27 protein-coding genes and 3 tRNA genes are annotated in these 25,941 nt (G+C 34.6%); 28 read left to right on the top strand and 2 right to left on the bottom strand.

Annotated elements, in window-relative coordinates; translation table 11 throughout:
- Nucleotides 1-7: 7 nt before the first annotated feature.
- Genes rnc through hflC form a run of 8 tightly spaced genes read left to right on the top strand, consistent with a single transcriptional unit; the run spans nucleotide 8 to nucleotide 8,010 of the window.
- Nucleotides 8-721 (top strand): ribonuclease III, encoded by a 714-nt coding sequence (gene rnc, locus ILYOP_RS07580; RefSeq protein WP_013387953.1) that lies wholly within the window; start codon nucleotides 8-10, stop codon nucleotides 719-721.
- Nucleotides 708-1,736, top strand: coding sequence for an elongator complex protein 3 (locus ILYOP_RS07575; RefSeq protein ID WP_013387952.1), 1,029 nt, complete (start codon nucleotides 708-710; stop codon nucleotides 1,734-1,736). Before rnc ends, ILYOP_RS07575 begins: the two co-directional genes overlap by 14 nt.
- Nucleotides 1,733-3,199 carry an Rne/Rng family ribonuclease gene (locus ILYOP_RS07570; protein ID WP_013387951.1) on the top strand — a complete coding sequence of 489 codons (1,467 nt, stop codon included), beginning with the start codon at nucleotides 1,733-1,735 and terminating at the stop codon, nucleotides 3,197-3,199. The genes ILYOP_RS07575 and ILYOP_RS07570 overlap by 4 nt, the downstream gene beginning before the upstream one ends.
- Nucleotides 3,200-3,211: 12 nt before the next feature.
- Nucleotides 3,212-3,712 (top strand): pantetheine-phosphate adenylyltransferase, encoded by a 501-nt coding sequence (gene coaD / locus ILYOP_RS07565; RefSeq protein ID WP_013387950.1) that lies wholly within the window; start codon nucleotides 3,212-3,214, stop codon nucleotides 3,710-3,712.
- Nucleotides 3,713-5,086: a DNA repair protein RadA gene (radA, locus tag ILYOP_RS07560; RefSeq protein WP_013387949.1), complete on the top strand. Its 1,374-nt coding sequence runs from the start codon at nucleotides 3,713-3,715 to the stop codon at nucleotides 5,084-5,086.
- Nucleotide 5,087: 1 nt separating this feature from the next.
- A complete protein-coding gene (disA, locus tag ILYOP_RS07555) occupies nucleotides 5,088-6,152 on the top strand; it encodes a DNA integrity scanning diadenylate cyclase DisA (protein ID WP_013387948.1) in 1,065 nt (354 codons plus the stop codon).
- Nucleotides 6,153-6,182: 30 nt separating this feature from the next.
- Nucleotides 6,183-7,172: an FtsH protease activity modulator HflK gene (gene hflK, locus ILYOP_RS07550; RefSeq protein ID WP_013387947.1), complete on the top strand. Its 990-nt coding sequence runs from the start codon at nucleotides 6,183-6,185 to the stop codon at nucleotides 7,170-7,172.
- Complete coding sequence (gene hflC / locus ILYOP_RS07545) at nucleotides 7,156-8,010, top strand: protease modulator HflC (RefSeq protein WP_013387946.1); 855 nt, start codon at nucleotides 7,156-7,158, stop codon at nucleotides 8,008-8,010. Before hflK ends, hflC begins: the two co-directional genes overlap by 17 nt.
- Before the next feature lie 67 nt (nucleotides 8,011-8,077).
- Here the strand turns inward: hflC and ILYOP_RS15800 are convergent, their stop codons facing one another.
- Nucleotides 8,078-8,233, bottom strand: coding sequence for a hypothetical protein (locus ILYOP_RS15800; protein WP_013387945.1), 156 nt, complete (start codon nucleotides 8,231-8,233; stop codon nucleotides 8,078-8,080).
- A gap of 207 nt (nucleotides 8,234-8,440) precedes the next feature.
- Here ILYOP_RS15800 and ILYOP_RS07540 point away from each other — a divergent pair, with 207 nt between their 5' ends.
- The 6 genes from ILYOP_RS07540 to ILYOP_RS07520 all read left to right on the top strand — a co-directional run bounded on the left by ILYOP_RS07540 (nucleotide 8,441) and on the right by ILYOP_RS07520 (nucleotide 14,224).
- On the top strand, nucleotides 8,441-8,812 hold the full coding sequence (locus ILYOP_RS07540; RefSeq protein ID WP_013387944.1) for a DUF1622 domain-containing protein: 372 nt from the start codon (nucleotides 8,441-8,443) through the stop codon (nucleotides 8,810-8,812).
- Nucleotides 8,813-8,915: 103 nt separating this feature from the next.
- Nucleotides 8,916-11,606, top strand: coding sequence for a heavy metal translocating P-type ATPase (locus ILYOP_RS07535; RefSeq protein ID WP_013387943.1), 2,691 nt, complete (start codon nucleotides 8,916-8,918; stop codon nucleotides 11,604-11,606).
- Nucleotides 11,607-11,619: 13 nt separating this feature from the next.
- Nucleotides 11,620-11,922, top strand: a complete 303-nt coding sequence (locus ILYOP_RS07530; protein WP_013387942.1) for a metal-sensitive transcriptional regulator — start codon at nucleotides 11,620-11,622, stop codon at nucleotides 11,920-11,922.
- Nucleotides 11,923-11,975: 53 nt separating this feature from the next.
- Nucleotides 11,976-12,107, top strand: a complete 132-nt coding sequence (locus ILYOP_RS16135) for a hypothetical protein (protein WP_013387941.1) — start codon at nucleotides 11,976-11,978, stop codon at nucleotides 12,105-12,107.
- Between the two features lie 75 nt (nucleotides 12,108-12,182).
- Nucleotides 12,183-12,836 (top strand): response regulator transcription factor, encoded by a 654-nt coding sequence (locus ILYOP_RS07525; RefSeq protein ID WP_013387940.1) that lies wholly within the window; start codon nucleotides 12,183-12,185, stop codon nucleotides 12,834-12,836.
- Nucleotides 12,836-14,224 (top strand): sensor histidine kinase, encoded by a 1,389-nt coding sequence (locus tag ILYOP_RS07520; RefSeq protein WP_013387939.1) that lies wholly within the window; start codon nucleotides 12,836-12,838, stop codon nucleotides 14,222-14,224. Before ILYOP_RS07525 ends, ILYOP_RS07520 begins: the two co-directional genes overlap by 1 nt.
- A gap of 30 nt (nucleotides 14,225-14,254) precedes the next feature.
- On the opposite strand, the gene ILYOP_RS07515 is transcribed toward ILYOP_RS07520, so the two are convergent.
- Nucleotides 14,255-15,262: an omptin family outer membrane protease gene (locus ILYOP_RS07515; protein WP_013387938.1), complete on the bottom strand. Its 1,008-nt coding sequence runs from the start codon at nucleotides 15,260-15,262 to the stop codon at nucleotides 14,255-14,257.
- A 316-nt stretch (nucleotides 15,263-15,578) separates the two neighbouring features.
- Between ILYOP_RS07515 and ILYOP_RS07510 the strand changes: the two genes are divergently transcribed.
- From ILYOP_RS07510 to ILYOP_RS07445, 14 genes are all read left to right on the top strand, one after another.
- Nucleotides 15,579-16,208, top strand: a complete 630-nt coding sequence (locus ILYOP_RS07510; protein WP_013387937.1) for an L-threonylcarbamoyladenylate synthase — start codon at nucleotides 15,579-15,581, stop codon at nucleotides 16,206-16,208.
- Nucleotides 16,209-16,245: 37 nt separating this feature from the next.
- Nucleotides 16,246-16,683: a hypothetical protein gene (locus ILYOP_RS07505; protein ID WP_013387936.1), complete on the top strand. Its 438-nt coding sequence runs from the start codon at nucleotides 16,246-16,248 to the stop codon at nucleotides 16,681-16,683.
- Between the two features lie 153 nt (nucleotides 16,684-16,836).
- Nucleotides 16,837-17,790: a gluconeogenesis factor YvcK family protein gene (locus ILYOP_RS07500; protein ID WP_013387935.1), complete on the top strand. Its 954-nt coding sequence runs from the start codon at nucleotides 16,837-16,839 to the stop codon at nucleotides 17,788-17,790.
- Between the two features lie 11 nt (nucleotides 17,791-17,801).
- Nucleotides 17,802-18,737, top strand: coding sequence for a radical SAM protein (locus tag ILYOP_RS07495; RefSeq protein WP_013387934.1), 936 nt, complete (start codon nucleotides 17,802-17,804; stop codon nucleotides 18,735-18,737).
- Between the two features lie 49 nt (nucleotides 18,738-18,786).
- Nucleotides 18,787-18,862: transfer RNA gene (locus ILYOP_RS07490), tRNA-Thr, on the top strand.
- A gap of 4 nt (nucleotides 18,863-18,866) precedes the next feature.
- Nucleotides 18,867-18,941, top strand: a tRNA-Glu gene (locus tag ILYOP_RS07485).
- A gap of 25 nt (nucleotides 18,942-18,966) precedes the next feature.
- Nucleotides 18,967-19,051, top strand: a tRNA-Tyr gene (locus ILYOP_RS07480).
- 112 nt (nucleotides 19,052-19,163) lie between these two features.
- Entirely contained in the window at nucleotides 19,164-20,348 is a 1,185-nt protein-coding gene (gene tuf / locus ILYOP_RS07475) for an elongation factor Tu (RefSeq protein ID WP_013387933.1), read from the top strand.
- A 353-nt stretch (nucleotides 20,349-20,701) separates the two neighbouring features.
- Entirely contained in the window at nucleotides 20,702-21,295 is a 594-nt protein-coding gene (locus ILYOP_RS07470) for a hypothetical protein (protein WP_013387932.1), read from the top strand.
- A 75-nt stretch (nucleotides 21,296-21,370) separates the two neighbouring features.
- Nucleotides 21,371-22,204, top strand: a complete 834-nt coding sequence (locus ILYOP_RS07465) for a transketolase (RefSeq protein WP_013387931.1) — start codon at nucleotides 21,371-21,373, stop codon at nucleotides 22,202-22,204.
- 30 nt (nucleotides 22,205-22,234) lie between these two features.
- A complete protein-coding gene (locus tag ILYOP_RS07460) occupies nucleotides 22,235-23,164 on the top strand; it encodes a transketolase family protein (RefSeq protein WP_013387930.1) in 930 nt (309 codons plus the stop codon).
- A 170-nt stretch (nucleotides 23,165-23,334) separates the two neighbouring features.
- Nucleotides 23,335-23,970: an ATP-binding cassette domain-containing protein gene (locus ILYOP_RS07455; protein ID WP_013387929.1), complete on the top strand. Its 636-nt coding sequence runs from the start codon at nucleotides 23,335-23,337 to the stop codon at nucleotides 23,968-23,970.
- Nucleotides 23,963-24,835, top strand: a complete 873-nt coding sequence (locus ILYOP_RS07450) for a cell division protein FtsX (protein WP_013387928.1) — start codon at nucleotides 23,963-23,965, stop codon at nucleotides 24,833-24,835. Before ILYOP_RS07455 ends, ILYOP_RS07450 begins: the two co-directional genes overlap by 8 nt.
- On the top strand, nucleotides 24,832-25,923 hold the full coding sequence (locus ILYOP_RS07445; protein WP_013387927.1) for a murein hydrolase activator EnvC family protein: 1,092 nt from the start codon (nucleotides 24,832-24,834) through the stop codon (nucleotides 25,921-25,923). Before ILYOP_RS07450 ends, ILYOP_RS07445 begins: the two co-directional genes overlap by 4 nt.
- Nucleotides 25,924-25,941 lie beyond the last annotated feature (18 nt).

Genomic DNA, 25,941 nt, shown 5'->3' with positions numbered 1-25,941 from the left:
AAGGACAGTGGGAGAAAGTTGTTTTGTAGAACTTGAAAAAAAGTTAAAGTATACATTTAAAAGCAAAAAACTTCTGAAGCATGCCCTTATTCACAGGTCTTATGGAAATGAAAACTGGGATTACAAAAAGGTAAACAATGAGAGACTAGAACTGCTAGGAGATGCAGTTCTAGATCTTGTTGTTACAGAATATCTTTATTTGCACTTTACCAGTTCAAGTGAAGGGGATCTGGCAAAATTGAAATCAATGATTGTCAGTGAGCCTGTACTTGCTAAAATTTCTAGAAAACTTGGAGTAGGGAATCATCTTCTTTTGAGTAAGGGAGAGGAGCTTACAGGGGGAAGAGACAGAAGTTCTATACTAGGAGATGTATTTGAAGCTATATTAGGTGCAGTTTATCTTGACTCTGATTTTATGCTAGCTAAAGAGTTTGCCATAAAGCATCTTAAGCGATTTATAGATCACATTGATGAAAATGAAGACCTTATAGATTTTAAAACGATTCTTCAAGAGTTTAGTCAGAGAGAATACAAGGTTATTCCTTCTTATGAAGTTATAAAAGAGATGGGGCCTGACCACAGAAAATCTTTTGAGATAGCTGTTAAAATAAACGATGAGCTAATGGGTCTAGGAACAGGGAGAAATAAAAAGAGTGCAGAGCAGTCAGCGGCTAGAAATGCCTGTAGGAAGCTGGGAGTAAAAGCATATGAAGCACTATAATATTCCGGTTTTTATTAGTCATTTTGGATGCCCTAATTCATGTGTATTCTGCAACCAAAAGAAAATTACAGGAATAGAAACAGATGTGACTCTGGATGAATTAGAGGGAATTATTGAAGATTATTTAAAAACTCTTCCAAAGGAATCAAGAAAAGAAGTAGCTTTCTTTGGTGGAACTTTTACAGGGATCTCAATAGACCTTCAAAGAAATTATTTAGAAGTGGTTAAAAGGTATATTGATAGAGGTCTGATAGATGGAATAAGAATGTCTACTAGACCTGATTATATATCACGAGAAATACTTCTTATGCTTAAGGAGTATGGTGTAACTACAATAGAACTTGGAGTTCAGTCTTTGGATCCAAAGGTTTTAGAGCTTTCAGGCAGGGGATATAGCCCAGAGAAAGTTTATGAAGCCTCATTAATGATCAAAGAATCTGGTATAAATTTAGGAATACAGCTTATGCCTGGACTTCCTGGATCTACAGATGAGAAAGATTTTATAAGTGCTAAAAAAGTAGTGGGGATAGGACCTGATATGGTCAGAATATACCCCACTCTTGTCATAAACGGGACACAAATGGAAAAATTGTATTATAAGGGCAGCTTTGTTCCTATGACACTGAAGGAGGCAGTCGAAAGAGTGGTTCCTATTTACGCACTTTTTGAAAAAGAAGGAATAAACATAATCAGAGTGGGACTGCAACCTTCAGAAGATATAAGAGAGGACGGAGTTATAGTATCCGGTCCCTTTCATCCTTCATTCCGTGAACTGGTAGAAGGTGAGATATACTTTAGGTTTTTGAGTCAGAAAAAAGATAAAGAGGGAAATTTGCATATAAAAGCAAATGAAAAAAACATATCAAAGATTGTTGGTAACAGGGGAATTAACAAAAAAAATCTGGGCAAGAATTTTAAGATATCTATCGACAACAATTTAAGTTTAAAAAAGATAAGTGTAAATGGAAATCTGATAACGAGAGAAGAAATTTTGAACGGAGTAATAATAAGATGAATCAGATAATTATAAATGTTGATGATTTTCAAACCCGAGCAGCTTTACTAGAAGATGATAAACTTACTGAGTTTTTCATCGAAAGAAGTGATGAGGTAAAAGTCACAGGGAATATATATAAAGGGAGAGTGGCTAATGTACTCCCTGGTATGGAATCTGCATTTTTGGATATAGGACTTGAAAAAAATGCTTTTTTGTATGTCAAGGACTTAAGAGAATTTGAAGAGATGTATCTTGATGGTATAGAGAACAGCGATAGGCCAATAGAAGACCTTCTAAATGTAGGAGACGAGGTGGTTGTACAGATACTAAAGGATCCTAGAGGAACAAAGGGAGCGAGGGTAACGACTCACTATACTATTCCAGGTAAATATCTGGTACTTATGCCAAACAACGATTATGTAGCCATATCTCAGAAAATAAAGAATGATAAAGAGAGAAAAAGATTAGAAGAACTGCTAAAAGAGATAAAGCCAGATAATATGGGTTTTATAATAAGAACAGCGGCAGAGGGTAAAAATGAACTTCACTTTGAAAGAGAAGTAGAATATTTAGTAAAAAAATGGCATGATATAGAGAGGAAGATAAGTACCTCTAAGCCAGGAGACATAATTTACAGAGATAATGAATTGGTTAAGACCGTTCTGCGAGATATATTTTCCTCAAATATAGAAGAGCTTGTAATAGATAATGAAAAAAAATACTGGGAGATTATAGATTATATAAATGCTTTTAGTGAAAGTTCTATGAAGACTAAAATTAAACTCTACAATGAAAACCTTCCTGTGTTTGAAACCTACGGGGTAAACAGTCAGTTAGACAAGGCTTTAAAAGAGGTTGTATGGCTAGATTGTGGTGGTTATCTTGTAATCCAAAGGACGGAAGCTTTGGTAAGCATAGATATAAATACCGGAAAAAATACAGGACGTATGAATCTAGAGGATACGGTTTTTGAAACCAATATAGAGGCTGCAAAAGAGATACCTAGACAGCTGAGACTTAGAAACATGAGTGGTATAATAATAATAGATTTTATTGATATGAAGCACGAAGAGGACAAGCTAAAAGTTACAGAGGTTCTCGAAGAGCATCTAAAAAAAGATAGAATAAAAAATAATATTATTCATTTTACAGATTTAGGGCTTATCGAGATGACAAGGAAAAGAGTCGGGAAACCACTGAGTCATTATTACCAGGAAGAGTGCGTCCACTGTAATGGAACGGGTAAGATAAAATCTAAAGATTCGGTTATAAATGAAGTAATAACTGAAATAAAAATCGTTTCAGATGAAAAAGATATCTCTACTGTAAGACTTAAAATATCAAAAGAATTGAACGGCTTTTTTAAGGGGATATACGATGAATTTATAAAGGTTTATCTAAAATCTAAAGGGAAGTTTTTTAAAGTGGAAGTAGATCCTCTTAAAGATAATTATGATTATGAAATTTTACTTGAAGTATAGGTGGGTTGATAGATGAAAATAGGAGTTTATGCAGGTAGTTTTGATCCTATAACAAAGGGACATGAGGATATAATAAGAAGAGCTGCAAACCTCACAGATAAGCTTATTATAGGTATTTTAAATAGTGCTTCGAAAAACTATTGGTTTGATCTGAAAGAAAGAGGAGAGCTTATAAAAAAAGTGATAGGAAACTTGGATAACGTAGAAATAATGAGTTTTGAAGGACTTCTTGTAGATTTTATGAGAAAAAATAATGCAAATATAGTCTTCAGAGGTTTAAGGGCAGTCTCGGATTATGAGTATGAACTCCAGATGGCTTTAGGAAATTCTGTTTTATCAGGCGGTGAGCTTGAAACAGTATTTTTACCTGCTTCAAGGGAAAATCTTTATTTAAGCTCTAGCCTTGTAAGAGAAGTAGCTTTAAATAAAGGAAATTTAGAGCATTTTGTGAATAAAAAAATCGTAGAAGATATAAGTAGAAAAGTAGATGAAATGATCAAAGAGGGGAAGTAAGTGGCTAAAGATAAAAGTCTCTATGTATGCAGCAGCTGTGGATATAAAAGTGTAAAATGGCTCGGGAAGTGTCCTGAGTGTGAAGAATGGGGAACCTTAGAAGAGGAAACCCTCATGACTTCTGCTGCTAGAAAAGGTATATCAAAGGTGTCATCTTCTGCAAAGTCCAACGTAAAAATACTGAATTTTTCTCAGATTGAAGTAGAGGGAAATTACAGGTATAAAACAAAACTTAAAGAGTTTGACAGAGTCCTAGGAGGGGGTCTTGTCCAGGGGGAAGTTATCCTTATAACTGGAAATCCCGGGATAGGTAAGTCTACTCTTCTTTTACAGGCAGCCAAAGAATACACCGAATATGGAGATGTTATATACATATCTGGTGAAGAGTCTCCATCCCAAATAAAAAACAGAGGGGAGAGGTTGGGGATTGTTTCAGACAATCTTTTTATAATGTCTGAAACAGAGATAGAAACCATATATGAGCATTTATCTTTCAAAAAACCCAAAGTTGTGGTAGTGGATTCTATTCAGACTCTCTATAGCTCTAACTCAGATTCTATACCGGGAACTCCAACTCAGATAAGAGAAAGTACTCTAAGGATAGTAGAACTTGCAAAAAATTATAACATATCATTTTTTATCGTCGGGCATATAACAAAAGACGGAAAAGTAGCCGGCCCTAAGATGCTAGAACACATGGTTGATGCTGTGCTTAATTTTGAGGGAGAAGAGGGACTTTTCTACAGAATACTAAGGAGTATAAAAAACAGATTTGGTTCTACCAATGAGCTTGGTATTTTCAATATGGAAGAGGATGGAATGAGGGAAGTAAAAAACTCATCTGAATTTTTTCTGAGCGACCGTGAAGAAAAAAATATAGGAAGTATGATTGTACCGGTTTTAGAAGGTTCAAAAGTATTTCTTTTGGAAATTCAGTCTCTTATAACAGACTCACCCTTTGGGATACCTAAAAGGATTGTCCAGGGTCTGGATAAAAATAGAGTACAGATACTAAGTGCTGTGGCTGAGAAAAAGGCAGGAGTAGCTTTTTCCACAAAGGACCTCTTTGTAAATATTCCTGGTGGGATAACGGTAAAGGACCCATCTGCAGACTTGGCATTTTTGATATCTATGCTGTCGGTATGTAACGGAATAGAGATAAGTCAAAAAATCGCAGCAGTGGGAGAACTTGGCTTAAGGGGTGAGATAAGAAAAATTTCTTTTATGGATAAAAGATTGAGAGAGCTTGAAAAACTTGGATTTACAGGAGTGTATGTTCCGGAATCCAATAGAAAAGATATAGAAAAAAATAATTATAAACTGAAGCTTATCTATCTAAAGAGTATAGACGAGCTTTTGGAGAGGATGAGATAGTATGAAAAATCAAAAAAACTTAATAGACATCCTTTCGAGTGTCACTCCTGGGACACTTCTCAGAGAGGGTTTGGACAATATTCTAGATGCTGGAACAGGGGCGCTTTTGATCATAGGAATAGATGAAAATATAGAGGCTATGCTAGACGGTGGATTTTTTATAAACTGTGAATACAATTCCCAGAGGATATATGAACTGGCAAAAATGGACGGAGCAATAATTTTGGACTATACAGCTGACAGAATACTTTATGCAAATGTCCATATGCAGCCTGACAAAAATTATACCACAGATGAAAGCGGAACAAGACATAGGACCGCCCAAAGAATCGCCAAACAGTGTAACAAGCTGGTTATAGCAATATCGGAAAAAAGAAACAGGATAACTCTGTATAAAGGTGAACTGAGGTATAAGCTGCGAGATATAGGGGAGATAATGACAGAAGCAACTCAGGCTATTAAGACTTTTGAAAGATACAAAACTGTTTTGGATAAAGCCCTTGCAAATCTAACAATAATGGAATTCGATGACCTGGCAACTCTTTATGAAGTGACTACAATACTTCAAAGATTTGAAATGATATTCAGAATAAAGCAAGAAGTTAGAAATTATGTAGCCGAGCTAGGAGTAGAGGGGCGACTTATAAATCTTCAGTTAGAAGAATTACTTCAGGGTCTAAAAGATGAAAAAATGAATTTCATAAAAGACTATTATAACAGTGAGAAAGGTGAGTTTGATATTAATCACATTAATTTGGAATTAGACAAGCTGACAGATGAGGAACTTTTAGAGCAGGGAAAACTATCCTTTATTCTGGGATACGGGAAAAATTATTCAACACTGGATAATAAAGTAAGTCCTAAGGGATATAGAATTCTGGGTAAGATAACAAGACTAAACAAGCGTGACATAGAAAAGATAATAACTGAATATGATGACTTGGCTTCTATAAAAGATGCTAGTGTGGAAGATCTATACGAGATAAGGGGAATAAGTAAATTTAAAGCAAGGTCCATAAAAAACGGTTTGAAGCGGCTTAAGTTTACCCTTGAACTGGAAAGATAATATAATCTTTAAAAAAGGGGAGGAGTTATAATGGGTAAAGAAGATAATATGTACACTTTAGAAGAATTGCTAGAACTAATAAAAACCCGTCTGGGAGGATTTGGAAAATTTATTTTTGTTCCTATTTTATTTATTTACCTTCTCACTGGAGTTTTTGTAGTAGGACCAGATGAAGAAGCGGCAATACTGTTGTTTGGTAAATATCAAAAGACAGCTGGACCGGGTATAAACTGGTATTTTCCAGTACCGATAGCTTCACGGATTAAGGTAAAAACCACAAAAGTGTACCGTGTAGAAGTAGGATTCAGAACTGTGAGTCCTGGACCTCCTGCAAAATATAAAGATATGAGAGAAGAATCTCTTATTCTAACAGGGGATGAGAATATTCTTGATGTAGATTTTAGTGTCCAATATAAGATAACAGATCTAAAAAAGTATTTATTCAACCTGGGAGATCCGTATAAAACAATAAAAGATGCCTCAGAATCAAGTATGAGACAGATAGTTGGTAAATACAATATAGATGAAACTCTTACAGAGGGAAAATCAAATATACAGATGCAGACTCGTGAGAAACTGCAGGAAATACTCAAAAAATACGACAGTGGAATCACAGTTTTAAATGTACAGCTTCAGGATGTACAACCACCTGAAGAGGTTGTACAGGCCTTTAAAGATGTAGCCAGTGCCAGAGAAGACAGAATTCGTTATATAAATGAAGCCAATGGTTATAGAAATGATATAATACCAAAGGCTAGAGGTGAAGCCTTTAAAGTTTTAAATGATGCTGAAGGGTATAAAGAAAAGAGGGTAAAAGAGTCACAGGGAGACGTAGTAAGGTTCTTGAAACTCTATGAAAATTATAAATTGGGTAAAGAAGTGACAAAAACAAGACTTTATCTTGAAAATCTTGAGAGAAATCTTAAAGATGTTGACAAGGTAATCATAGACTCTGATGTTAAAAACGGAGTACTGAACCTGATTCAAGAGGAGGGGAAGACAAATGAAAAAGGGAATTAATGTTATTCTAATCCTAATTGTTATTGTTTTTGCATCTTCTGTATTTCAGGTTTCTGAAGTTCAAAGAGCAGTAGTTTTAAGATTTGGTAAACCTGTAGGAGGAGAGATAAATACCTCTGGACTAAAATTTAAAGTTCCTTTTATCGACAATGTTGTATATTTTGATAAAAGACTTTTGGATTATGACGCAGAACCTAAAGACCTCATTACAAAAGACAAAAAAAATATAGTGATAGATAATTATGCCAGATGGAGAATAATTGATCCACTTTTATTTCTTCAGACGGTACAAGATGAAAAAGGAGCCCAGGCGAGACTAGATGATATAATATATTCTGAAATAAGAGAAAGGCTTGGACAGTACACTTTTTTAGATATTATCGCATTCAAACGAGATGAGATAATGGAAACAGTAACACGTGAAAGCTGGGAAAAAACCAAGAAGTTTGGAATAGAAATAGTAGACGTAAGAATAAAAAGAGCAGAACTGCCTAAAGAAAACGAGGAAAATGTCTATAGAAGAATGGAAGCTGAAAGACATCAGCAAGCTAAAAAATATCGTGCAGAAGGTCAGGAAAAAGCCCTTGAAATAACATCTCAAGCAGAGAAAGAGAGAACAGTTATTCTGGCTGAGGCCTATGAAAAATCAGAATCTATAAAAGGTGAAGGGGATGCAGAGGCATTAAAAATATATGCAGATGCCTATAACCGTGACCCTGAATTTTATAAATTCACAAGAACATTATCGACTTATGATAAAATTCTTTCGGGAAGTGGGAAAACGAAAATAATAATGTCTACAGAATCTGAGCTGTGGAAAATATTAAATGAAAAATAATAATAAAACAGAAGCCGGCAATTACGCCGGCTTCTGTTTTATTTAAATCAAAACTTAATTAATATTTCTATTTTTTTAGGTTATCCCAGTATGAAGAGTCGTTGTCTTTCATACAGTAAACAGTAATTCCATTTTGCATATGGTTATTTATACATTCGCAGCATTTCCCATGACGGATACATTCAGTATTTGGGCAAGTACAATTTTCTTTATTACAGCTCATTTTTTCTCCTTTCAAAATTATTTTTAAATTTTATCTTAATCTTTTGAATATTCTATGTGTATTTTCAAACTTTGTCAATATTCAACCTGTGGGGTATATGGCCTTGAGGAACTGTAATAAGTCTGGTATTCATTATATTTAGAGGATTTTTTGAAAGATTATAAAATATATAGGTTAAGGAATTTATAATTAACTAAGGGAGTGGGAATGATGCATGAATTTATAAGTTTTATAAACAATATAATTATAAATATTTGTCAGTTTTTAGCTACAATTGTAATCTTTTTTGGAGTAATAAACTCGGTTATCATATATTCAAAAGATTTTTTTCTTAGAAAGCACAGCTTTGTTGCTATGAAAAGAAGCAGATTGGAAATAGGGAACTCTTTTTCCCTGGGATTATCTTTTCTCATAGGTGCAAGTATACTAAAAACTATATTGGCACCTACTTGGACAGATATAGGTAAGCTTGCAGCGACAATATTGATAAGAACATTTTTAAATTATTTTTTATTGAGAGATATTGAAAGTATTTTTGAAAAACCAAAATCGGATAAAAATCAGAAACAGGACAAATAAAATTTCTTACTTGACAGATAAAGAAAAGAAGGATACTATTTTAAATAGGGTATAGGGGTATTTTTATAAAGAAATTTGATAATTAAGAAAGGAGACCTTTTTTATGAATAAAAAATTTAAAATAGATGGGATAAGTTGCCAGGCATGTGTAGCTAGAATAGAAAAAGCAGTAGGGAAAATAAAAGGTGTAGATTCGACAACTGTAAATCCTATTTCTGAGATACTTACAGTTGAAGCTGATGAAAAAAAAGTGTCGTCAGAAGATATAAAAAAGATTGTATCTGATCTAGGCTATGGTATAAAGGAAAGAGAAACTAAATTAAATAAAGCCACACTTAAAATAGACGGGATGACCTGTCAGGCCTGTGTAAAAAGAGTAGAAAAAGCGGTTAATAAATTAGAGGGAGTATTAGATGGGAACGTAAACCTCACAACAGAGAAACTTTCAGTGAGTTATGATGAGAATTCTGTAGGTCTAGATGAGATAAAGAAGGCTGTCGTAGATGCAGGATACAGTATAGAGGAAGAGAAAAAAATAAACACTGTGACTCTCAGTATAGATGGAATGACATGTCAAAGCTGTGTGTCTAGGATAGAGAAAAAAACCTCACAGTTACTAGGAGTCGAAACTATAAATGTAAATTTAGCAACAGAGAAAGCTTTGGTTGAGTACAGAAAAAATGAAATAAAACTTTCAGAAATTGTGAAGTTTATAAATGAACTTGGATATAAGGCTGTAAAAGAAGATACTGTCAAAGATTTAGACGGTGATAAAAAGCAAAAAGAGCTTCAAAATGAATGGAAAAAATTTATTATAGCTATATTATTTGCCTTGCCTGTTTTCTATATATCCATGGGACATATGATGGGGATGCCTGTACCTAGAATTATAAATCCTGAAAATAATCCTATGAATTTTGCTTTGATACAACTGCTTTTTTCTATTCCTGTAATATTAATAGGAAAACGTTTTTATGTGACAGGAATAAAGCTTCTTTTTAAATTTTCACCAAATATGGACTCACTTATAGCCATGGGAACAGGGGCTGCAATGATTTACAGTCTATACGGGACCTATATGATTAGCAGCGGTAATATAGAATATGTCCATTTTCTATATTATGAATCTGCCGTTGTGATATTGGCTCTTATTATGTTGGGGAAGTATCTGGAAAATGTAAGTAAGGGAAGAACCTCAGAAGCAATAAAAAAGCTTATGGGACTCCAGCCTAAAAAAGCCAGTCTAATAAAAAATGGCGACATTGTGGAAGTTGATATAGAGGATGTAGAAAAAGGAGATATTCTCCTTGTGAAACCGGGTGAAAGTATCCCGGTAGACGGTGAGGTAACAGAGGGAAGTTCTAGTGTAGATGAATCAATGCTTACAGGAGAAAGCATTCCAATGGAAAAAACTCCCGGATCAAAGGTTGTAGGAGCTAGTATAAATAAAAACGGTAGTATAAAGATAAGGGCAACTGCAGTGGGGTCTGATACAGCTTTGGCAAAAATAGTAAAGCTTGTGGAAGATGCCCAGGGGTCAAAGGCTCCTATTGCCAGAATGGCGGATGTCATATCAGGATATTTTGTTCCGGTGGTCATAGGAATAGCAATTGTATCGGCCATTACTTGGTATATTCTCGGAACAACAGGAAAAGTTGTTCTTTCGGAAACACCGGCAATATTTTCTCTCAGTATATTCATAGCGGTACTGGTCATAGCATGTCCCTGTTCTCTAGGGCTCGCTACTCCTACTGCTATAATGGTAGGGACAGGAAAAGGGGCTGAATACGGAATCCTAATAAAAGGGGGCGAAGCTCTGGAAATGACCCACAGAGTAGACACAATAGTTTTTGACAAGACGGGAACTATAACAGAAGGAAAACCAAAACTAACAGATGTCATCAGCTCAGGAGAGCTTTCAGATAATGAGATACTAAAACTGGCGGCTTCGGCAGAACTCCATTCTGAGCATCCTCTAGGAGACGCAATAGTGGAAGGTGCCAAAGAAAAAGGGTTAAAATTTGCAAAGATAGAGAAATTTAATTCTATAACAGGAATGGGAATAGAAGCTTTAGTAGACGAGAAGAATATTCTAGTGGGAAATCAGAAGCTGATGAAGACAAAGGGTATAGAGGTAAATTTCACACCAGAAGAAGATCAGTTATCAAAAGAGGGGAAAACCCTTATGTTAGTGGCAGCAGACGGCAAGTTCCAGGGAGTAGTGGCAGTGGCTGATACTGTGAAAAAGACATCTAAGGAGGCTGTGAAAATCCTAAAAGAGATGGGGATAAAAGTAGCCATGATAACAGGAGACAACGCCCTTACTGCAGAGGCCATAGCAAAAGAGGTGGGGATAGAGATAGTTCTTTCAGAAGTTATGCCAGAAGATAAGTCTATAGAGGTAAAAAGACTTCAGAAAAATGGTGCAAGAGTTGCCATGGTAGGGGATGGAATAAATGATGCACCTGCTCTTGCACAGTCAGATGTGGGAATAGCCGTTGGAAGTGGAACAGATGTAGCAATTGAAAGTGCAGATATTGTTCTTATGAAAAGTGATATTAAAGATGTAGCTTCTGCAATACAGTTAAGTCATGCTACAATAAGAAATATAAAGCAGAATCTTTTCTGGGCATTTGCTTATAACAGCATGGGAATACCTGTAGCTGCAGGAGTTTTATATCTTATCACCGGACATCTTTTGAATCCCATGATAGCTGGTGCAGCAATGGCTATGAGTTCGGTATCTGTTGTAACCAATGCCTTAAGACTTAGATTTTTTAAACCTAAATTTTGAAGGAGTGGAAAAGATGGATGGAAAAGAATGTTGCCAGGTGAGGAATGCTCATCACTCGGTAGAGTTCAAGAAGAAATTAAATAACCGACTGAACCGTATAGAGGGTCAGATAAGAGGTATAAAGAGAATGGTGGATGAAGATGTATATTGTGATGACATACTGAACCAAGTGGCTTCTGTAAAATCTGCTATGGACGGAGTGGCAAAAGAACTTTTGGAAGCTCATATGAAAAGCTGTGTAGCGGATCAGATACGAGAGGGGCATGATGAGGTTATAGAGGAACTCTTTTATACAATAAAAAAACTTCTCAAGTAAAAGACACAGAAACGCCATAAAAAAATGCTAAAATTTTTTAGGAGGTGGGTAATATGGAAATTCTAAAACTATCTTTATATTTAACTATTATGTTGGGAATGGCATTTTATTTCAGAAAAAAAGTTCTTTCAAAACCCGAAAGAGAAACTGCGAAAGTAAAAATAACAAAAGGAATAATCAAATAAAATACTATAGTATATAAAAGAAAATAGAGTCCTAATTAAGGGCTCTTTTTTAAACTTGAAAATAGGTGATGACGAATGAAAAAGATACTTGTGGTAGAAGATGAATGGAAGATGCGAAGGCTGATAAAAGATTATCTGGTGAAGGAAGGATATCATGTAGACGAGGCAGGAGACGGGATGCAGGCATTAGAAATGTTTCAGGAAGGTGGATATGATCTCGTAATACTAGATATAATGCTTCCTAAAATGGATGGGTGGAGTGTATGCCGTGAAATAAGAAGAGAGTCTATGGTTCCTGTTATAATGCTGACAGCCCGTAGTGAGGAAAATGATCAGATTTTTGGATTTGAGCTGGAAGCGGATGAATATATAACCAAACCTTTTAATCCTAGACTGCTTGTGGCGAGAATAAAAGCTATATTCAGAAGAGCTGGTAAACCTGATAAAATAAGCCGCGGAGATATAGAGATAGATGAAGGAAGCAGGAAAGTAGAGATAAAAGGCGAGGCGGTGGAGTTAACTTCTAAGGAGTTTGAAATGCTGCTTTATTTTGTTCAGAATAGAGGCATTGCTCTTTCTAGGGAAAAGATACTGAACTCTGTATGGGGATGGGATTATTTTGGAGATGTGAGAACTGTGGACACCCATGTGAAAAGATTGAGAAAAAAAATAGGAGAAATATATATACAAACAATAAGAGGATTTGGCTATCGTTTTGAGGAGGGATAATGAGAATAAGAAGTAAGATTTTTTTTCTGATATTCAGTGTGGTTCTCTTTATAATGATGGGTTTTTATGTGATTACAGAATTTTATCTTGAGAGATTTTATATAGACAGTAAAAAAGAAAATCTGAAATCAGTGGCACAGATTATCTCAAATCCAGAACATTCATTAGATTTTGAACAGTTAGAGAGAGAAAACAACGTAACAATATATATAAGGCAGTTTTCCAATGATCTCTTTGTGTCTTCAGAAGACTTGTATATAAAGGGGCTAGAGAACAAAGGGATACTTGAGGATGTAAGGGATGGGAAGCAGGTTTTTCAGAAGATAAAGATTGAAGAGCCTGTAGGTGAATTTATGATTTTATTTACTCCTTATCAGCACAATAGGTTTGTGGAGATAAGAACCCCTATAAGCTCTATACAAGAATCTGTCCATGTGGCAAACAGATACTATATGAGAATTATTGCCTATGCCTTGGCCTTTGGACTTATTATGGCTTTTATATTTTCAAAAAAGATAACCCAGCCCATTCTTCATCTGAAGGAGATAACAAAGGGAATATCAAATCTGAACTTTTCTCTAAAATTTTCATCAGAGAGAAAAGACGAGATAGGTGAACTGGGGAATAGCATAAACAGGATGGGAGATATTCTTCATGAAACTATAGAGGATCTGAATATTGCAAACCTGGAACTAAAAAAAGATATAGAAAAAGAAAAGAAACTGGAAAGTCTGAGAAAAGAGTTTGTTGCTAGTGTGAGTCACGAATTAAAGACCCCTATAGCCTTGATACAAGGATATGCTCAAGGGTTGATGGAAGGCATCGCCACAGATGAGGATAGAAATTTTTACTGTGAGGTCATAGTGGACGAAAGCAGAAAAATGGATGAACTGGTTAAAGAACTTCTTCTGATATCCCAGATAGAGGCTGGATATTTGGAACTGGATATAGAAAAAATAAATCTTGGAAAGATGATAAGACAGGTAATGGATAAGTATTACATGGAATTTGAAAAATACGTTATATATTATCCTGAAGATGACATATGGGCTCTGGGAGACTGGAAATATATAAAAAGGGTCTTGGAAAACCTCGTGAGTAACGCTTTTAAATATACTCCGGAAAATGGAAAGATAAAAGTCGACGTAGGTGAAGACGGGGAAAAATACAGGGTGAAGGTTATTAATACATGCAGTGATCTGACTGAGGAGGACTTGAAGGAAATATGGGCTCCATTTTATAGGGGTGACAAGTCTAGAAGCAGTGAGGGGACAGGCCTTGGTCTGGCCATAGTGAAAGGAGTTTTGGAAAAGCATAGCAGTAATCATGGTGCTTATCTTGAAAATGGTAAAGTTATATTTTGGTTTGAACTTGATAAAATGATATGAAAAAGGAGTCCGATGGACTCCTTTTTAAATTTAAAATAGATATGATGCTCCTATAGACACAGTGTAAGAGTAGTTTGAAGTACCTGCACTGTCCTTATAATACTCAGTAGTTCCATCGGAATAATATGCAGTATCATCACCTGTTTCTCTGAAATATTTTTGGAAATCTGTAGAAAGATTTATAATTAGATTTTCCATAACCATATAACCAATATTTAACCCTAATGAAAGATAGGCTATATTTTCAAATTCATCTTTGAATGTTATCGAGTCACTACCGGATAAATATCCAGAAGAAGACCCAGTATCATAAGTAAGTCCGGGATAATAGTGAGTGTCTTCAGCTTCTCCCCATGCCCACAAAGATCCTCTAATATAGGAAGAAATAATCCATTTATTTTTTTTCGTGTTGAAAGTCAAACCCAAATATGGAGCATAAAATTCTTGATCGTAAGAAATGTTTTTTTCGTCATCAAAATCAACATCAACACTGCCACTATCATATATAGCATAGCCTCCGTAGGCATTCCATTTATAGTAGTCGTGTCTAAAACCCAATTCTCCACTTAGAGAAAAGTTGTTTTCCTTATAAAGAAGATAGCTCATGTTGATATCTAGCATATAGGCCTCATCAAGTTCAGTATTGTGCGATGAATAATCAGTCCAAGGATTGTCATCTCCATTATACCAGTCATAGTCTTCCATGTTTCCACTACTCTCAGAAATCTTTGTCCAACCTGAAAAATTTAATGAAAATTTTTCCTTAAACTTTACAGAAGTATCAATTCCGATTACAGGAACATTATCCAAATCCCAGGTAAGTTTGCTTAATTTACTTGAACCATCATAAACATACTCCTCTGACTCACCGTTTAAAACTCCTGTTGAAATGGAAATGGATACCGGTATTTTACTCTCACTTTCTACCATGAAAACTTCATTTGAAGTGGCAGACATGGAATAGCTGTTGGAAACTGTGAACATAAAAAAAGCTGCCAGCAGAGCCAGCCTTTTGTTTTTGGTATTTACCATTAGCATAAAATTTCTCCCCTTTTACATTGATATAAAAATCCCCTCAATAGAGATAATAGCCTTAAAAATTGGTAATTTCAAGGCCGCCTGATTTTTAAAATGAGAGGAAAATCAAAATTAAGTCTGATTTCCAACAGAAATAGATATTTTTTTGATACTTTTTTTCGGAATATAAGTACTTTTTATGATAATGTCATAGGTAAAAATTTTGTAAAAAATATCACAACAAAGAGTAAAAGCAGTTGTCAGGATACTAGCTTTTTTTTTTTTATATGTTAAAATACTTTATATTTTACGAAATAAACAGACGAGGTGGAGATGTATGAAACAGATTGTTTTTGATTTGAAAAACATGGATCTTCCTACTGTGGCAAAAAAAGTTAAGTCTGGAGAACTGATTATATATCCTACAGATACAGTTTATGGTGTGGGAGGGATAATCGAAAAAGAAGAGGCACTTAAGAAGATATATGTGGCTAAGGAAAGGACGTTTTCTTCTCCTCTTATAGCTCTTGTAAGTGATGAGAATATTGTAGAAAAGATAGCTTATATTGATAAAAATAAAGAAAAGATTGAAAAACTTATGAAGTCTTTCTGGCCGGGAGCATTAACTATAATTCTTCGTAAAAAAAAGAATGTACCTTCTGTAATGGTATCTGGAGGAGAGAGTATAGGGGTTAGAATGCCAAATCATCCTCTTGCCTTGGATATAATAAGAGCTTGTGGTGGTATATTGGCAACTACAAGTGCTAACATATCTGGAGAACCCAGTCCAAAGAGATTTTCAGATGTAAGTGAAGAATTCAAAAAAAGAGTGGATATACTTGTAGACGGAGGAGCATGTAATCTCGGAATAGAGTCTACTATTATAGATATGAGAGAAAAGCCATTTATTTTGAGGCATGGAGGCATATCAAAAGAAGAGATAGAGAAAATAATAGGAAAATTTTAAAATAAGCAAAAAACTTGTTATGTATGGAGGAGAATTAATGAAAGGTCAAAGGATTAACCCTAATAATCTAAACCCTATGCAAATGAACAATATGAGTTCTATGGCGGGTATGATGAACACAATGCAAAAGATAGGTAAATCAAAAAGAAAATATACAGTTAGTCTAGATAAATCCAACAAAAAGTTTTTATCTAGATTTATAGACGAGATAAAAAAACAGTTTGGAAGCTCTCCTATACCTCAAGGTCAGGGAGTAATGTCATTTTTGGACTATTTAAAAAATGAGTGTGAAAAGAAGGATAAAAAGGAATTTAAAGTTAGTTTTGAAGAACTTGAATTTCTGAAAAAAATGTTATCAGATTCCCTTAGAGGAATCGAGGGAATGAAGTTTAAATGGTATCAATTCCCCAAAAAGATATTTTTAAATATAATGCTTAAGCAATATAAATATCTGCTAGAAGAACTTAAAAAGTAAGAATTATTTGGAGCCTTATAGGCTCCTTTTGTTTTGGGATACTTTATAATTTAGTATTCTTTAAATGTTTTTCTTGAAAAAATATCCTTTGAGAAGTAGTATAATTATGTGGAAATAATGTAAAAATTAATTTTGGAAGGGAAAAGAGATTTTATGTATATAAAACCAAAAGTTGTCGTAATAGGCGGAGGTACAGGGCTTTCAGTTCTCCTTAGAGGGTTAAAGCATTTCCCTGTAGAGATAACCGCTATAGTAACGGTGGCAGACGATGGAGGAAGCAGCGGTAAATTAAGAAATGAGTTTGATATGCCTGCTCCTGGTGATTTGAGAAATGTGATGGTGGCATTAAGTGAAGTGGAGCCTCTGGTAGAGGAACTTCTTCAGTATAGGTTTAAAGGAGACAGCAGCCTAGGGGGGCATCCTCTTGGCAATCTGCTTCTTACAGCTATGGTGGGAGTTACTGGGGACCTGGTTAGTGCTATGAAGGGTCTCAGAAAAGTATTTGATATCAGAGGTAATATATTGCCATCTACCTGTGAAAGTGTAACACTTTTGGCAGAGATGGAAGACGGAGAAATAGTAGTTGGTGAATCTATGATTCCCAAAACTCATAAGAGCATAGAACGGGTGTTTTTTGGAAAAAATCCACAACCTGTAAAAGAGGCTTTAGATGCAATAGAGAATGCTGATTTGATAGTACTAGGAATAGGAAGTCTTTATACCAGCATAATTCCAAATCTTCTTATACCAGAGATGAAAGAGTCTCTTATAAAATCAAAGGCTAAAAAAGTGTATATATGTAATGCAATGCAGCAGCCTGGAGAAAGCAGAGGTTATACTGTATCAGATCATATAAAAGCAATAAATCAGCATGTTGGTGGAGAATTTTTGGATGTAGTTGTCACCGATTCCAGTGAGATACCTGAATGTATAATGGAAAAATATAATGATGAAGGTGCCGGAAGAGTAGAGGTCGACTTTGAAAATCTAGAAAAAATGAAAATAGATATTTTGGAGCAAAAACTTCTTGAGATAAGTGAAAAAGGTACAGTAAGGCATCATCCTTACAGGTTGGCAGGAGCTATTTACTCACTTGTAGAATATTAAGGGGGAAACTTATGTATAAATATGTATTTGGACCAGTTCCGTCTAGGAGGCTCGGAGTCTCATTGGGAGTTGATCTTGTAGAGGCAAAAACCTGCAACCTCAACTGCATATACTGTGAATGTGGTGGAAACAGCAAAACTTTCAGCGAGAGAGGAAGTTATGTAAATCTTGAAGAGGTCAAGATAGAGCTGAAAAATGCCTTGAAAAAAATAAAACCTGACTATATAACCTTTTCAGGGAGTGGTGAACCAACGCTGAATAGTGACATAGGAACACTTATAACTTGGGTAAAGGAAAATACTGATTCAAAGGTGGCTGTGATAACAAACTCAACCCTTCTTCATTATGATGAAGTTATAGAGGATATAATAGAGGCAGATGTGATAATGCCCTCATTAGATGCTATAAGTGAAGAGATTTTTGTAAAAGTAAACAGACCCCATGCAACTCTTAGGTCAGAGGATATTTTAGAAGGGCTGGTAAAATTATCTGAAAAATTCAAGGGAAAGATACTTTTGGAGATATTTATAGTAGAAGGGGTGAATGATACTCCAGAGGAATTAAAACTTTTTGCTGAGTTTTTGAAAAAACTTGGTATAGAGGCTATACAACTAAATACTCTTGCAAGACCAGGAGCCGTTGATTGGATACAGCCTGCTACCTTTAAAAGACTTAAGGAAATAAAAGAATATTTTGAATCTTTTGGAATAAATGGGGTAGAGATAATAAAAAAATATAAAAATAGAGATCAAATTGAGAAATATTCTCCAGAGGAAGAAAAGTTGATCTTAAACATGCTATCTAAACGAGCTTATTCTATCGAAGAACTTTGTGAGATGGTGGGAGGAAAAAAGAAACAGCTCTATAAATACTTGGAAATATTGGAAAAAGAGAAGAAAGTTGAGTTCATATATACAGAGGGGTCATTTTTTTTAAAAAAACTTTAAAAAAAAATTGACAAACAACAGCGGGTAATATATAATTACTTTGTCTGTCGCCGCTTTAGCTCATCTGGTAGAGCAACTGACTTGTAATCAGTAGGTGATTGGTTCGACTCCGATAAGCGGCACCATAATGCCCCGTTCGTCCAGTGGTGAGGACATCAGATTTTCACTCTGAAGACAGGAGTTCAATTCTCCTACGGGGTACCAAGAAATTATGGACACAACTAAATATGGTGAGATTCCCGAGTGGCCAAAGGGAGCAGACTGTAAATCTGCCGGCTCCGCCTTCGAAGGTTCGAATCCTTCTCTCACCACCACTTTACCACTACACAACTGATCCTTTAATCTTGGGAAATTTGTGTGGATTTTTTTTTTACTGGAACTTAGATATTAAAGAAATTTATATAAAACAAAATCAGGAGGATTGAAATGGCTAAGGAAAAATTTTCAAGATCAAAACCCCATGTAAATGTAGGAACAATAGGACACGTTGACCATGGAAAGACAACAACAACTGCAGCAATCTCAAAAGTACTTTCTGACAAAGGATTAGCAAAGAAAGTAGACTTTGCAAACATTGACCAGGCACCAGAAGAGAGAGAAAGAGGAATCACAATCAATACAGCTCATATCGAGTATGAAACAGCAAACAGACACTACGCTCACGTTGACTGTCCAGGCCATGCTGACTATGTAAAGAACATGATCACAGGAGCAGCTCAGATGGATGGAGCTATCCTAGTAGTATCAGCAGCAGACGGACCAATGCCTCAAACAAGAGAGCATATCCTTCTTTCAAGACAGGTAGGAGTACCTTACATCGTAGTATACCTAAACAAAGCAGATATGGTAGATGACGAAGAGTTACTAGAATTAGTAGAGATGGAAGTAAGAGAACTTCTATCAGACTACGGATTCCCAGGAGACGACATTCCTGTGATAGCAGGATCAGCACTAGGAGCTCTTAACGGAGAAGCTCAATGGGTAGCTAAGATCGAAGAACTTATGGATGCAGTAGATTCTTACATTCCATCACCAGAAAGAGCAGTAGATCAGCCATTCCTAATGCCAGTAGAAGACGTTTTCACTATCACAGGTAGAGGAACAGTTGTAACTGGAAGAGTAGAAAGAGGAATAATCAAAGTCGGAGAAGAGATTGAAATAATCGGAATCAAAGACACACAAAAAGCAGTTTGTACAGGAGTAGAGATGTTCAGAAAGCTTCTTGATCAAGGAGAAGCCGGAGATAACATCGGAGCACTACTAAGAGGAATAAAGAAAGAAGACGTAGAAAGAGGACAAGTTCTTGCTAAGCCAGGAACAATCACTCCACATACAGGATTCACATCAGAAGTATATGTACTAACAAAAGAAGAGGGAGGAAGACATACTCCATTCTTTACAGGATACAGACCACAATTCTACTTTAGAACAACAGATATCACAGGAGCAATCAACTTACCAGAAGGAGTAGAGATGGTAATGCCTGGAGATAACGTAGAGATGACAGTAGAACTGATTCACCCAATCGCGATGGAAGAAGGACTAAGATTCGCAATAAGAGAAGGTGGAAGAACAGTAGCTTCTGGAGTAGTTGCTACAATTACTAAATAATAATTTATTCTAAAGAGGGCAGATTAAATCTGTCCTCTTTATTAATATCTAAAGAGTTTTAAATATTTTTTGTAAAATAAAAGAATCAAAAATCATTAGAGTACACTAATTTACAGGTTAATTATTCTTGTAAATTAAATAAAAATCAAATTAAATAATTACATTATTTTGGTAGTAATAGATTGAAATAAGTGTTATAATGTACCCGAAATAAAATCTTTTAAAAATATAAAAATACAAAAAGATTTTAGTGTACACTGATTTTAGTTTTTATACAATTAATTATATTTATAAAAGTCAATAGATGTTATAATGCTCCTATAATTTCAAAGAATAGGAGGGGATTAAGAATTTTGAAATTTTCAATCAGCGAAATTAGTTTTACTGGAGTTCTTATATTATTCGCATCATTTCTTTTGGGAATGAAATTTCCAGACTGGGACTTAAAGTTAAAATTAAAACACAGAAACATACTCACCCATAGTCCTATTATTATGATATTTTTTTATAAAATTTTAAAATTGGAAAATAATATAGATTTCAGGTTTTTTATAATGGGTTTTTCTATAGCCCTTGCTCTTCATTTTACATTTGATCTATTCCCTAAGGGGTGGTTTGGAGGAGCACTTTTAAAAATTCCTGTTATAAATAAAACTCTTTCACCTGTGGGGAGCATAGTTTGGCTATTAACTTCTACGATAGTTTGTGTAGTTATAGCTGTAAGTTATACAAAAAATTTTACTGAATTTATAATTTTATTTTTTTTAGGATTATGTTCACTGATTTTTAATAGAAAGAAAGAAAAAAAGATTATACGACCTTTTGCTGCTTTTGGAATGCTTTATATTATAATGGGATCGGTAAAGTATGAAATACTTTTTAAATATTTTACAAAGGGAATCATTGCCTTGCAAAGAGTCGTCTCTGAAATGATGACAACGATATAAAGTTTGTTTTGTTGACAATACTAAGTTAAATTTAATATACTTACTAAAGAAAGTTAAAATTGAAAGGAGATGGAAATGGCAGATATTAAACTCTTAAAAGAAAAATCAACACAAGTTAGAAAAGATATCGTTCAGATGATTTGTAAATCAAAATCTGGACATCCGGGGGGGTCTCTTTCTGCGGCGGATATAGTTACAACACTTTATTTTTCTGAGATGAATGTAGATCCTAAAAATCCAAAAATGGAAGGAAGAGACAGATTTGTTCTTTCTAAAGGTCATGCTGCACCTGTTCTTTATGCAGTTTTGGCTGAAAAAGGTTATTTTGACAGAGAACTTCTAGGGACATTGAGACAGTACGGTTCAATATTACAAGGACATCCTGATATGAAAAAGGTACCTGGGATAGAAATATCTACAGGTTCATTAGGGCAAGGACTTTCGGTAGCAAACGGAATGGCATTGTCAGCTAAAATTTCAGGGGAAGACTACAGAACTTATGTTTTGATGGGAGACGGAGAATTACAAGAAGGTCAGGTATGGGAAGCTGCTATGACTTCTGCTCACTACAAGCTTGATAATATCTGCGCATTTGTTGATTATAATAATCTTCAGATAGATGGAAATGTAGACGAAATAATGGGTGTCGCTCCTCTTGATAAAAAGTGGGAGTCATTTGGATGGAATGTTATAAAGGCTGACGGACATAGTTTTGAAGAGATTTTGGATTCTTTGGAAAAAGCTAAAGAGTGCAAAGGTAAGCCTACAGTTATAATAGCAGAAACTACAAAAGGTAAGGGTGTATCTTTCATGGAAAATGTATGTGGATTCCACGGTGTTGCCCCTACAGCTGAGGAAACTGAAATAGCTGTAAAAGAACTTGAAAAAGTAGAAGAAATTCTCGATTAATCATAAATTATAAATTGGAGGTTTGAACAGATGGCAAAAAAATCTACAAGAAAAGCTTATGGAGAAGCTCTTGTTGAACTTGGAAAAATAAATGAAAATGTTGTTGTTTTAGATGCAGATCTTTCTAAATCTACTCAGACTGCAATGTTTCAAAAAGAATTCCCAAAAAGACATATAAATGTTGGAATAGCAGAGGCTGATTTGATCGGTACAGCTGCTGGTATGTCTACTTGCGGTAAGATACCATTTGCTTCTACATTTGCTATGTTTGCAGCTGGAAGAGCATTTGAGCAGATCAGAAACACAGTGGCATATCCAAAATTAAATGTAAAAATAGCTCCTACTCATGCTGGTATATCAGTGGGAGAAGACGGTGGATCACACCAGTCTGTAGAAGATATAGCACTTATGAGAGCTATACCTGGAATGGTAGTTCTTTCACCTGCAGATGCTGTGGAAACTAAAAAGATGGTTCAGGCTGCTGTAGATTATGATGGGCCTATATACCTAAGACTTGGAAGATTAGATGTCCCTGTTCTTTTTGATGAAGAAACTTATGATTTTCAAATAGGTGTAATAAATACAGCAAAAGATGGAGCAGATGTAACAGTGGCAGCTACTGGACTTATGGTGGCAGAAGCTATGAAAGCTGCTGAAATACTTGCAGAAGATGGAGTTTCAGTAAGAGTCCTAAATGTAGGAACAGTAAAACCTCTAGATGGTGAAGCTATCTTAAAAGCAGCTAAGGAAACTAAGTTTATAGTTACTGCTGAAGAGCACTCTGTAATAGGAGGATTAGGTTCTGCAGTTTCTGAGTTTCTCTCAGAAGTTCATCCTACAAAGGTGAAGAAAATAGGAATTTACGACAAGTTTGGACAAAGTGGAAAGGGAGCGGAACTTCTCGAGAAGTACGAACTTACTGCTGAAAAAATAGTGTCAGTAATAAAAGAGAATTTATAGAGGTATAGAGGCGGAGTTATTTCTGCCTCTATATTTATTTTTCTAGAAATAAAAAAATGCTTTCCAGATTAGATGGGAAAGTTTTTCTTTTTTTGATATACTATAAATATCAATATAAAATAAATAGTGAAAAAAATCAGAGATGCTAAAATTTTTTTGGAGGTTTTATCTTGGTTAAATTTGTAAATGTAAATTTAAATGGAAAAACTGAAGTTAATTTAGAATTAAATAAATGTGAATTCTCTTATCTTTCTTATAAAGATAAAAATGAGAAGAATTTATTTTTACAAATGCTGACTAAAGTCGCTCTTCCTAAAAAAGGGACAATAATAATCGGAGGGGAAGATTTTACATCTTCGAAGGCAGGATGTAAAATTATTATTAGGAAACTTGGAATAACTTACGATGATTATAAATTTATAAGTTATAAAACTATTATGGAAAATTTACAATATTACCTTAATTTGAGGGACTATACCGATAAAGAGGCCAGTAAATTGTCACTAGAGGTCTTGGAATTTTTTGATCTTGCGCACAAAAAAGATGAATTTTTGGAAAATCTAACTCAAGAGGAGAAGCACTATTTCAGTTTAGCAAGAGCATTGTCTTCAGAACCTTCTTATCTTGTGATGGATGATTTTCACAGAGGGTTGGATGATCAAACTATAAAAAAAGTATTTTTACTATTAGAAGAACTTTGTAAAAATGGATTAGGTATAATGTATATCACAAATGACGTTACTATTTTGGAAAAATATCCAAAAGACTTAAATATACTTGGAGAGGGTGTTATTAAAAATGTTTAAATGGTTAAAAAGCTTTTTGAATGAATTAGATGAAATAATAGATAGAGATTTTAAGTGTTATAGAATGAATTTTTTTACTCTTATTTCTGCTTTTATAGTTTTAAATGCAGTTGGAGGAGTTATTTTAAATCTACATCAGAATACTGAAAATTTAAAAGACAATTATAAAGTAAGGGTATATCTTAAGGGAAATCCAGACGAAAAATCAATAAATGAATTTGAGGGGAAACTACTTGAGTTGCCAGAAGTGAGACATATGAAGTATGAATCTAAAGAGGTTGAGTTGAGGGAGCTAGAAGATGACCTAGGAATAAGGCTTCCTAAGGGAAACAATCCACTTTCTGACAGCATTTCAATTACTTTTGACGGGTATGATAAACTAGAACTATTAAGGCAAAATCTAGATAAGGAAGATAACTTTATAAAAGAGGTATATGTAGACAATGAACAGTTACAAAATTTAAATAAAAGAATAGCCAAAAATCAAACATTTATAAGATATTTTTTCCTAGGGGCTTTTCTGCCTGTGGTTTTAATAATATTTAATCTTCTTCATACAAATATAGTAAAACACAGCAGGGATATAAGTTCGAAGATATATATGGGAGATAATAAAAAAAATGTTCTTAAACCTTATTATTTTATAAGTGATGCCATATTTACAGGGGCCGCCTTTACAGGAACGCTTATATTTCTAAATTTTTATGAAGTTTTCAGAAAAGAGTTTATAAATTATGACAGAGACTATATATTAAGTAGTACAGAACAGATGCTTGTTTTAGCCCTTGTGACTATTCTTGTAATTATCTGCGTATTTCCGTTTGTTTCAAGAAAAATATACAGAGTTAAAGGTGATAATCAGTGAAAAAATGGGTGGTTTTTTTCTTTATAATCTCTTCAATTTCATATGGAGACCAGCTTTCTGACATGAAAAAAAAGATGGGAGACATAGAGAAGGGAATAAAAAAAAGCAGCAAAGAGATAAAAGTAATAGGTCAAAACAGAGAACTCATAAAAAAACAGATAAGTGATCTAGAAAATGAATTAAAAAAGATTGAAAGCGAAAAAAAAGAACTTTTGATAAAGATATCGAGTTTGTCAAAAAAAATAGATTACAGTAAAAGAAATTTAAATTTCAGTTCTGAAGAACTGAAGATAAAGAACAGAGAATATAACGCTAAACTAGAGGCCTGGAACAGGGTGAAAAAAAATAAAACTGAGAAAGATTATGTCCAAAGCAAAAAGAGGAACTTTAAAGAGCTCTTATATGCTGATCTTGAAACCCTAGAGCATATAAGGGTAGTTCAAAAAGATATAGATTTGGTAAAAAATGATATAGAGAAAGACAGAAGAGAACAGACCAGACTTAAAAATATCCTAGCACAAAAAGAGAGACAGGGTGAAAGGAAAAAAAGAGAGAAAGATACTCTTATTGCTCAGCTCAACAAAAAAGAGATATATCACAAAAAAAATATCTCAACTCTTGAGATTAAGAAAAAAAATATAGCGAAAGAGATAGATAGAATAATAATAGAAAGAGCAAGAAAGGTAAAAAATATAGATATTTCAACTGCAAAATCAAAAATAGGAAAAATGAAAAAACCGTTAAACGGCAGATATGCTGTTACTTTTGGACAGAAAAAACAAGGAAATGTCACAAGCAGTGGTATAGAGATAGCCTCTAGCCTGGGAAGCAGGGTAAAGTCAGCAGCATCTGGAAAGGTTATCTATGCCGGGAAATTTCAGGGTCTAGGTAAAGTGGTAATGGTTGACTATGGCTACAACATGATAGGTATCTACGGAAATCTAATAAGTCATTATGTAAAGGTAGGAAGCATAGTCAAAAAAGGACAGGACATAGGAATACTCGGAATGTCTACAGACGGTAAACCTAGTCTTTATTATGAACTTAGATTTAACCTAAAGGCTATAAATCCATTGCTTATGTTTTGACAATCATCGGAGGAAAAG

The organism is Ilyobacter polytropus DSM 2926 (assembly GCF_000165505.1).
GTDB lineage: Bacteria > Fusobacteriota > Fusobacteriia > Fusobacteriales > Fusobacteriaceae > Ilyobacter > Ilyobacter polytropus.
The sequence above is the reverse complement of the archived record's forward strand: the minus strand, read 5'-3'. Positions and strand labels throughout refer to the sequence as shown.

Bases quoted from the DNA above. Each gene is read 5' to 3' on its own strand.
- ILYOP_RS07575 (WP_013387952.1), top strand. From the start codon at position 708: ATGAAGCACTATAATATTCCGGTTTTTATTAGTCATTTTGGATGCCCT.
- ILYOP_RS07570 (WP_013387951.1), top strand. From the start codon at position 1,733: ATGAATCAGATAATTATAAATGTTGATGATTTTCAAACCCGAGCAGCT.
- coaD (WP_013387950.1), top strand. From the start codon at position 3,212: ATGAAAATAGGAGTTTATGCAGGTAGTTTTGATCCTATAACAAAGGGA.
- disA (WP_013387948.1), top strand. From the start codon at position 5,088: ATGAAAAATCAAAAAAACTTAATAGACATCCTTTCGAGTGTCACTCCT.
- hflK (WP_013387947.1), top strand. From the start codon at position 6,183: ATGGGTAAAGAAGATAATATGTACACTTTAGAAGAATTGCTAGAACTA.
- hflC (WP_013387946.1), top strand. From the start codon at position 7,156: ATGAAAAAGGGAATTAATGTTATTCTAATCCTAATTGTTATTGTTTTT.
- ILYOP_RS15800 (WP_013387945.1), bottom strand. From the start codon at position 8,233: ATGAGCTGTAATAAAGAAAATTGTACTTGCCCAAATACTGAATGTATC.
- ILYOP_RS07540 (WP_013387944.1), top strand. From the start codon at position 8,441: ATGATGCATGAATTTATAAGTTTTATAAACAATATAATTATAAATATT.
- ILYOP_RS07535 (WP_013387943.1), top strand. From the start codon at position 8,916: ATGAATAAAAAATTTAAAATAGATGGGATAAGTTGCCAGGCATGTGTA.
- ILYOP_RS07530 (WP_013387942.1), top strand. From the start codon at position 11,620: ATGGATGGAAAAGAATGTTGCCAGGTGAGGAATGCTCATCACTCGGTA.
- ILYOP_RS16135 (WP_013387941.1), top strand. From the start codon at position 11,976: ATGGAAATTCTAAAACTATCTTTATATTTAACTATTATGTTGGGAATG.
- ILYOP_RS07525 (WP_013387940.1), top strand. From the start codon at position 12,183: ATGAAAAAGATACTTGTGGTAGAAGATGAATGGAAGATGCGAAGGCTG.
- ILYOP_RS07520 (WP_013387939.1), top strand. From the start codon at position 12,836: ATGAGAATAAGAAGTAAGATTTTTTTTCTGATATTCAGTGTGGTTCTC.
- ILYOP_RS07515 (WP_013387938.1), bottom strand. From the start codon at position 15,262: ATGCTAATGGTAAATACCAAAAACAAAAGGCTGGCTCTGCTGGCAGCT.
- ILYOP_RS07510 (WP_013387937.1), top strand. From the start codon at position 15,579: ATGAAACAGATTGTTTTTGATTTGAAAAACATGGATCTTCCTACTGTG.
- ILYOP_RS07505 (WP_013387936.1), top strand. From the start codon at position 16,246: ATGAAAGGTCAAAGGATTAACCCTAATAATCTAAACCCTATGCAAATG.
- ILYOP_RS07500 (WP_013387935.1), top strand. From the start codon at position 16,837: ATGTATATAAAACCAAAAGTTGTCGTAATAGGCGGAGGTACAGGGCTT.
- ILYOP_RS07495 (WP_013387934.1), top strand. From the start codon at position 17,802: ATGTATAAATATGTATTTGGACCAGTTCCGTCTAGGAGGCTCGGAGTC.
- tuf (WP_013387933.1), top strand. From the start codon at position 19,164: ATGGCTAAGGAAAAATTTTCAAGATCAAAACCCCATGTAAATGTAGGA.
- ILYOP_RS07465 (WP_013387931.1), top strand. From the start codon at position 21,371: ATGGCAGATATTAAACTCTTAAAAGAAAAATCAACACAAGTTAGAAAA.
- ILYOP_RS07460 (WP_013387930.1), top strand. From the start codon at position 22,235: ATGGCAAAAAAATCTACAAGAAAAGCTTATGGAGAAGCTCTTGTTGAA.
- ILYOP_RS07450 (WP_013387928.1), top strand. From the start codon at position 23,963: ATGTTTAAATGGTTAAAAAGCTTTTTGAATGAATTAGATGAAATAATA.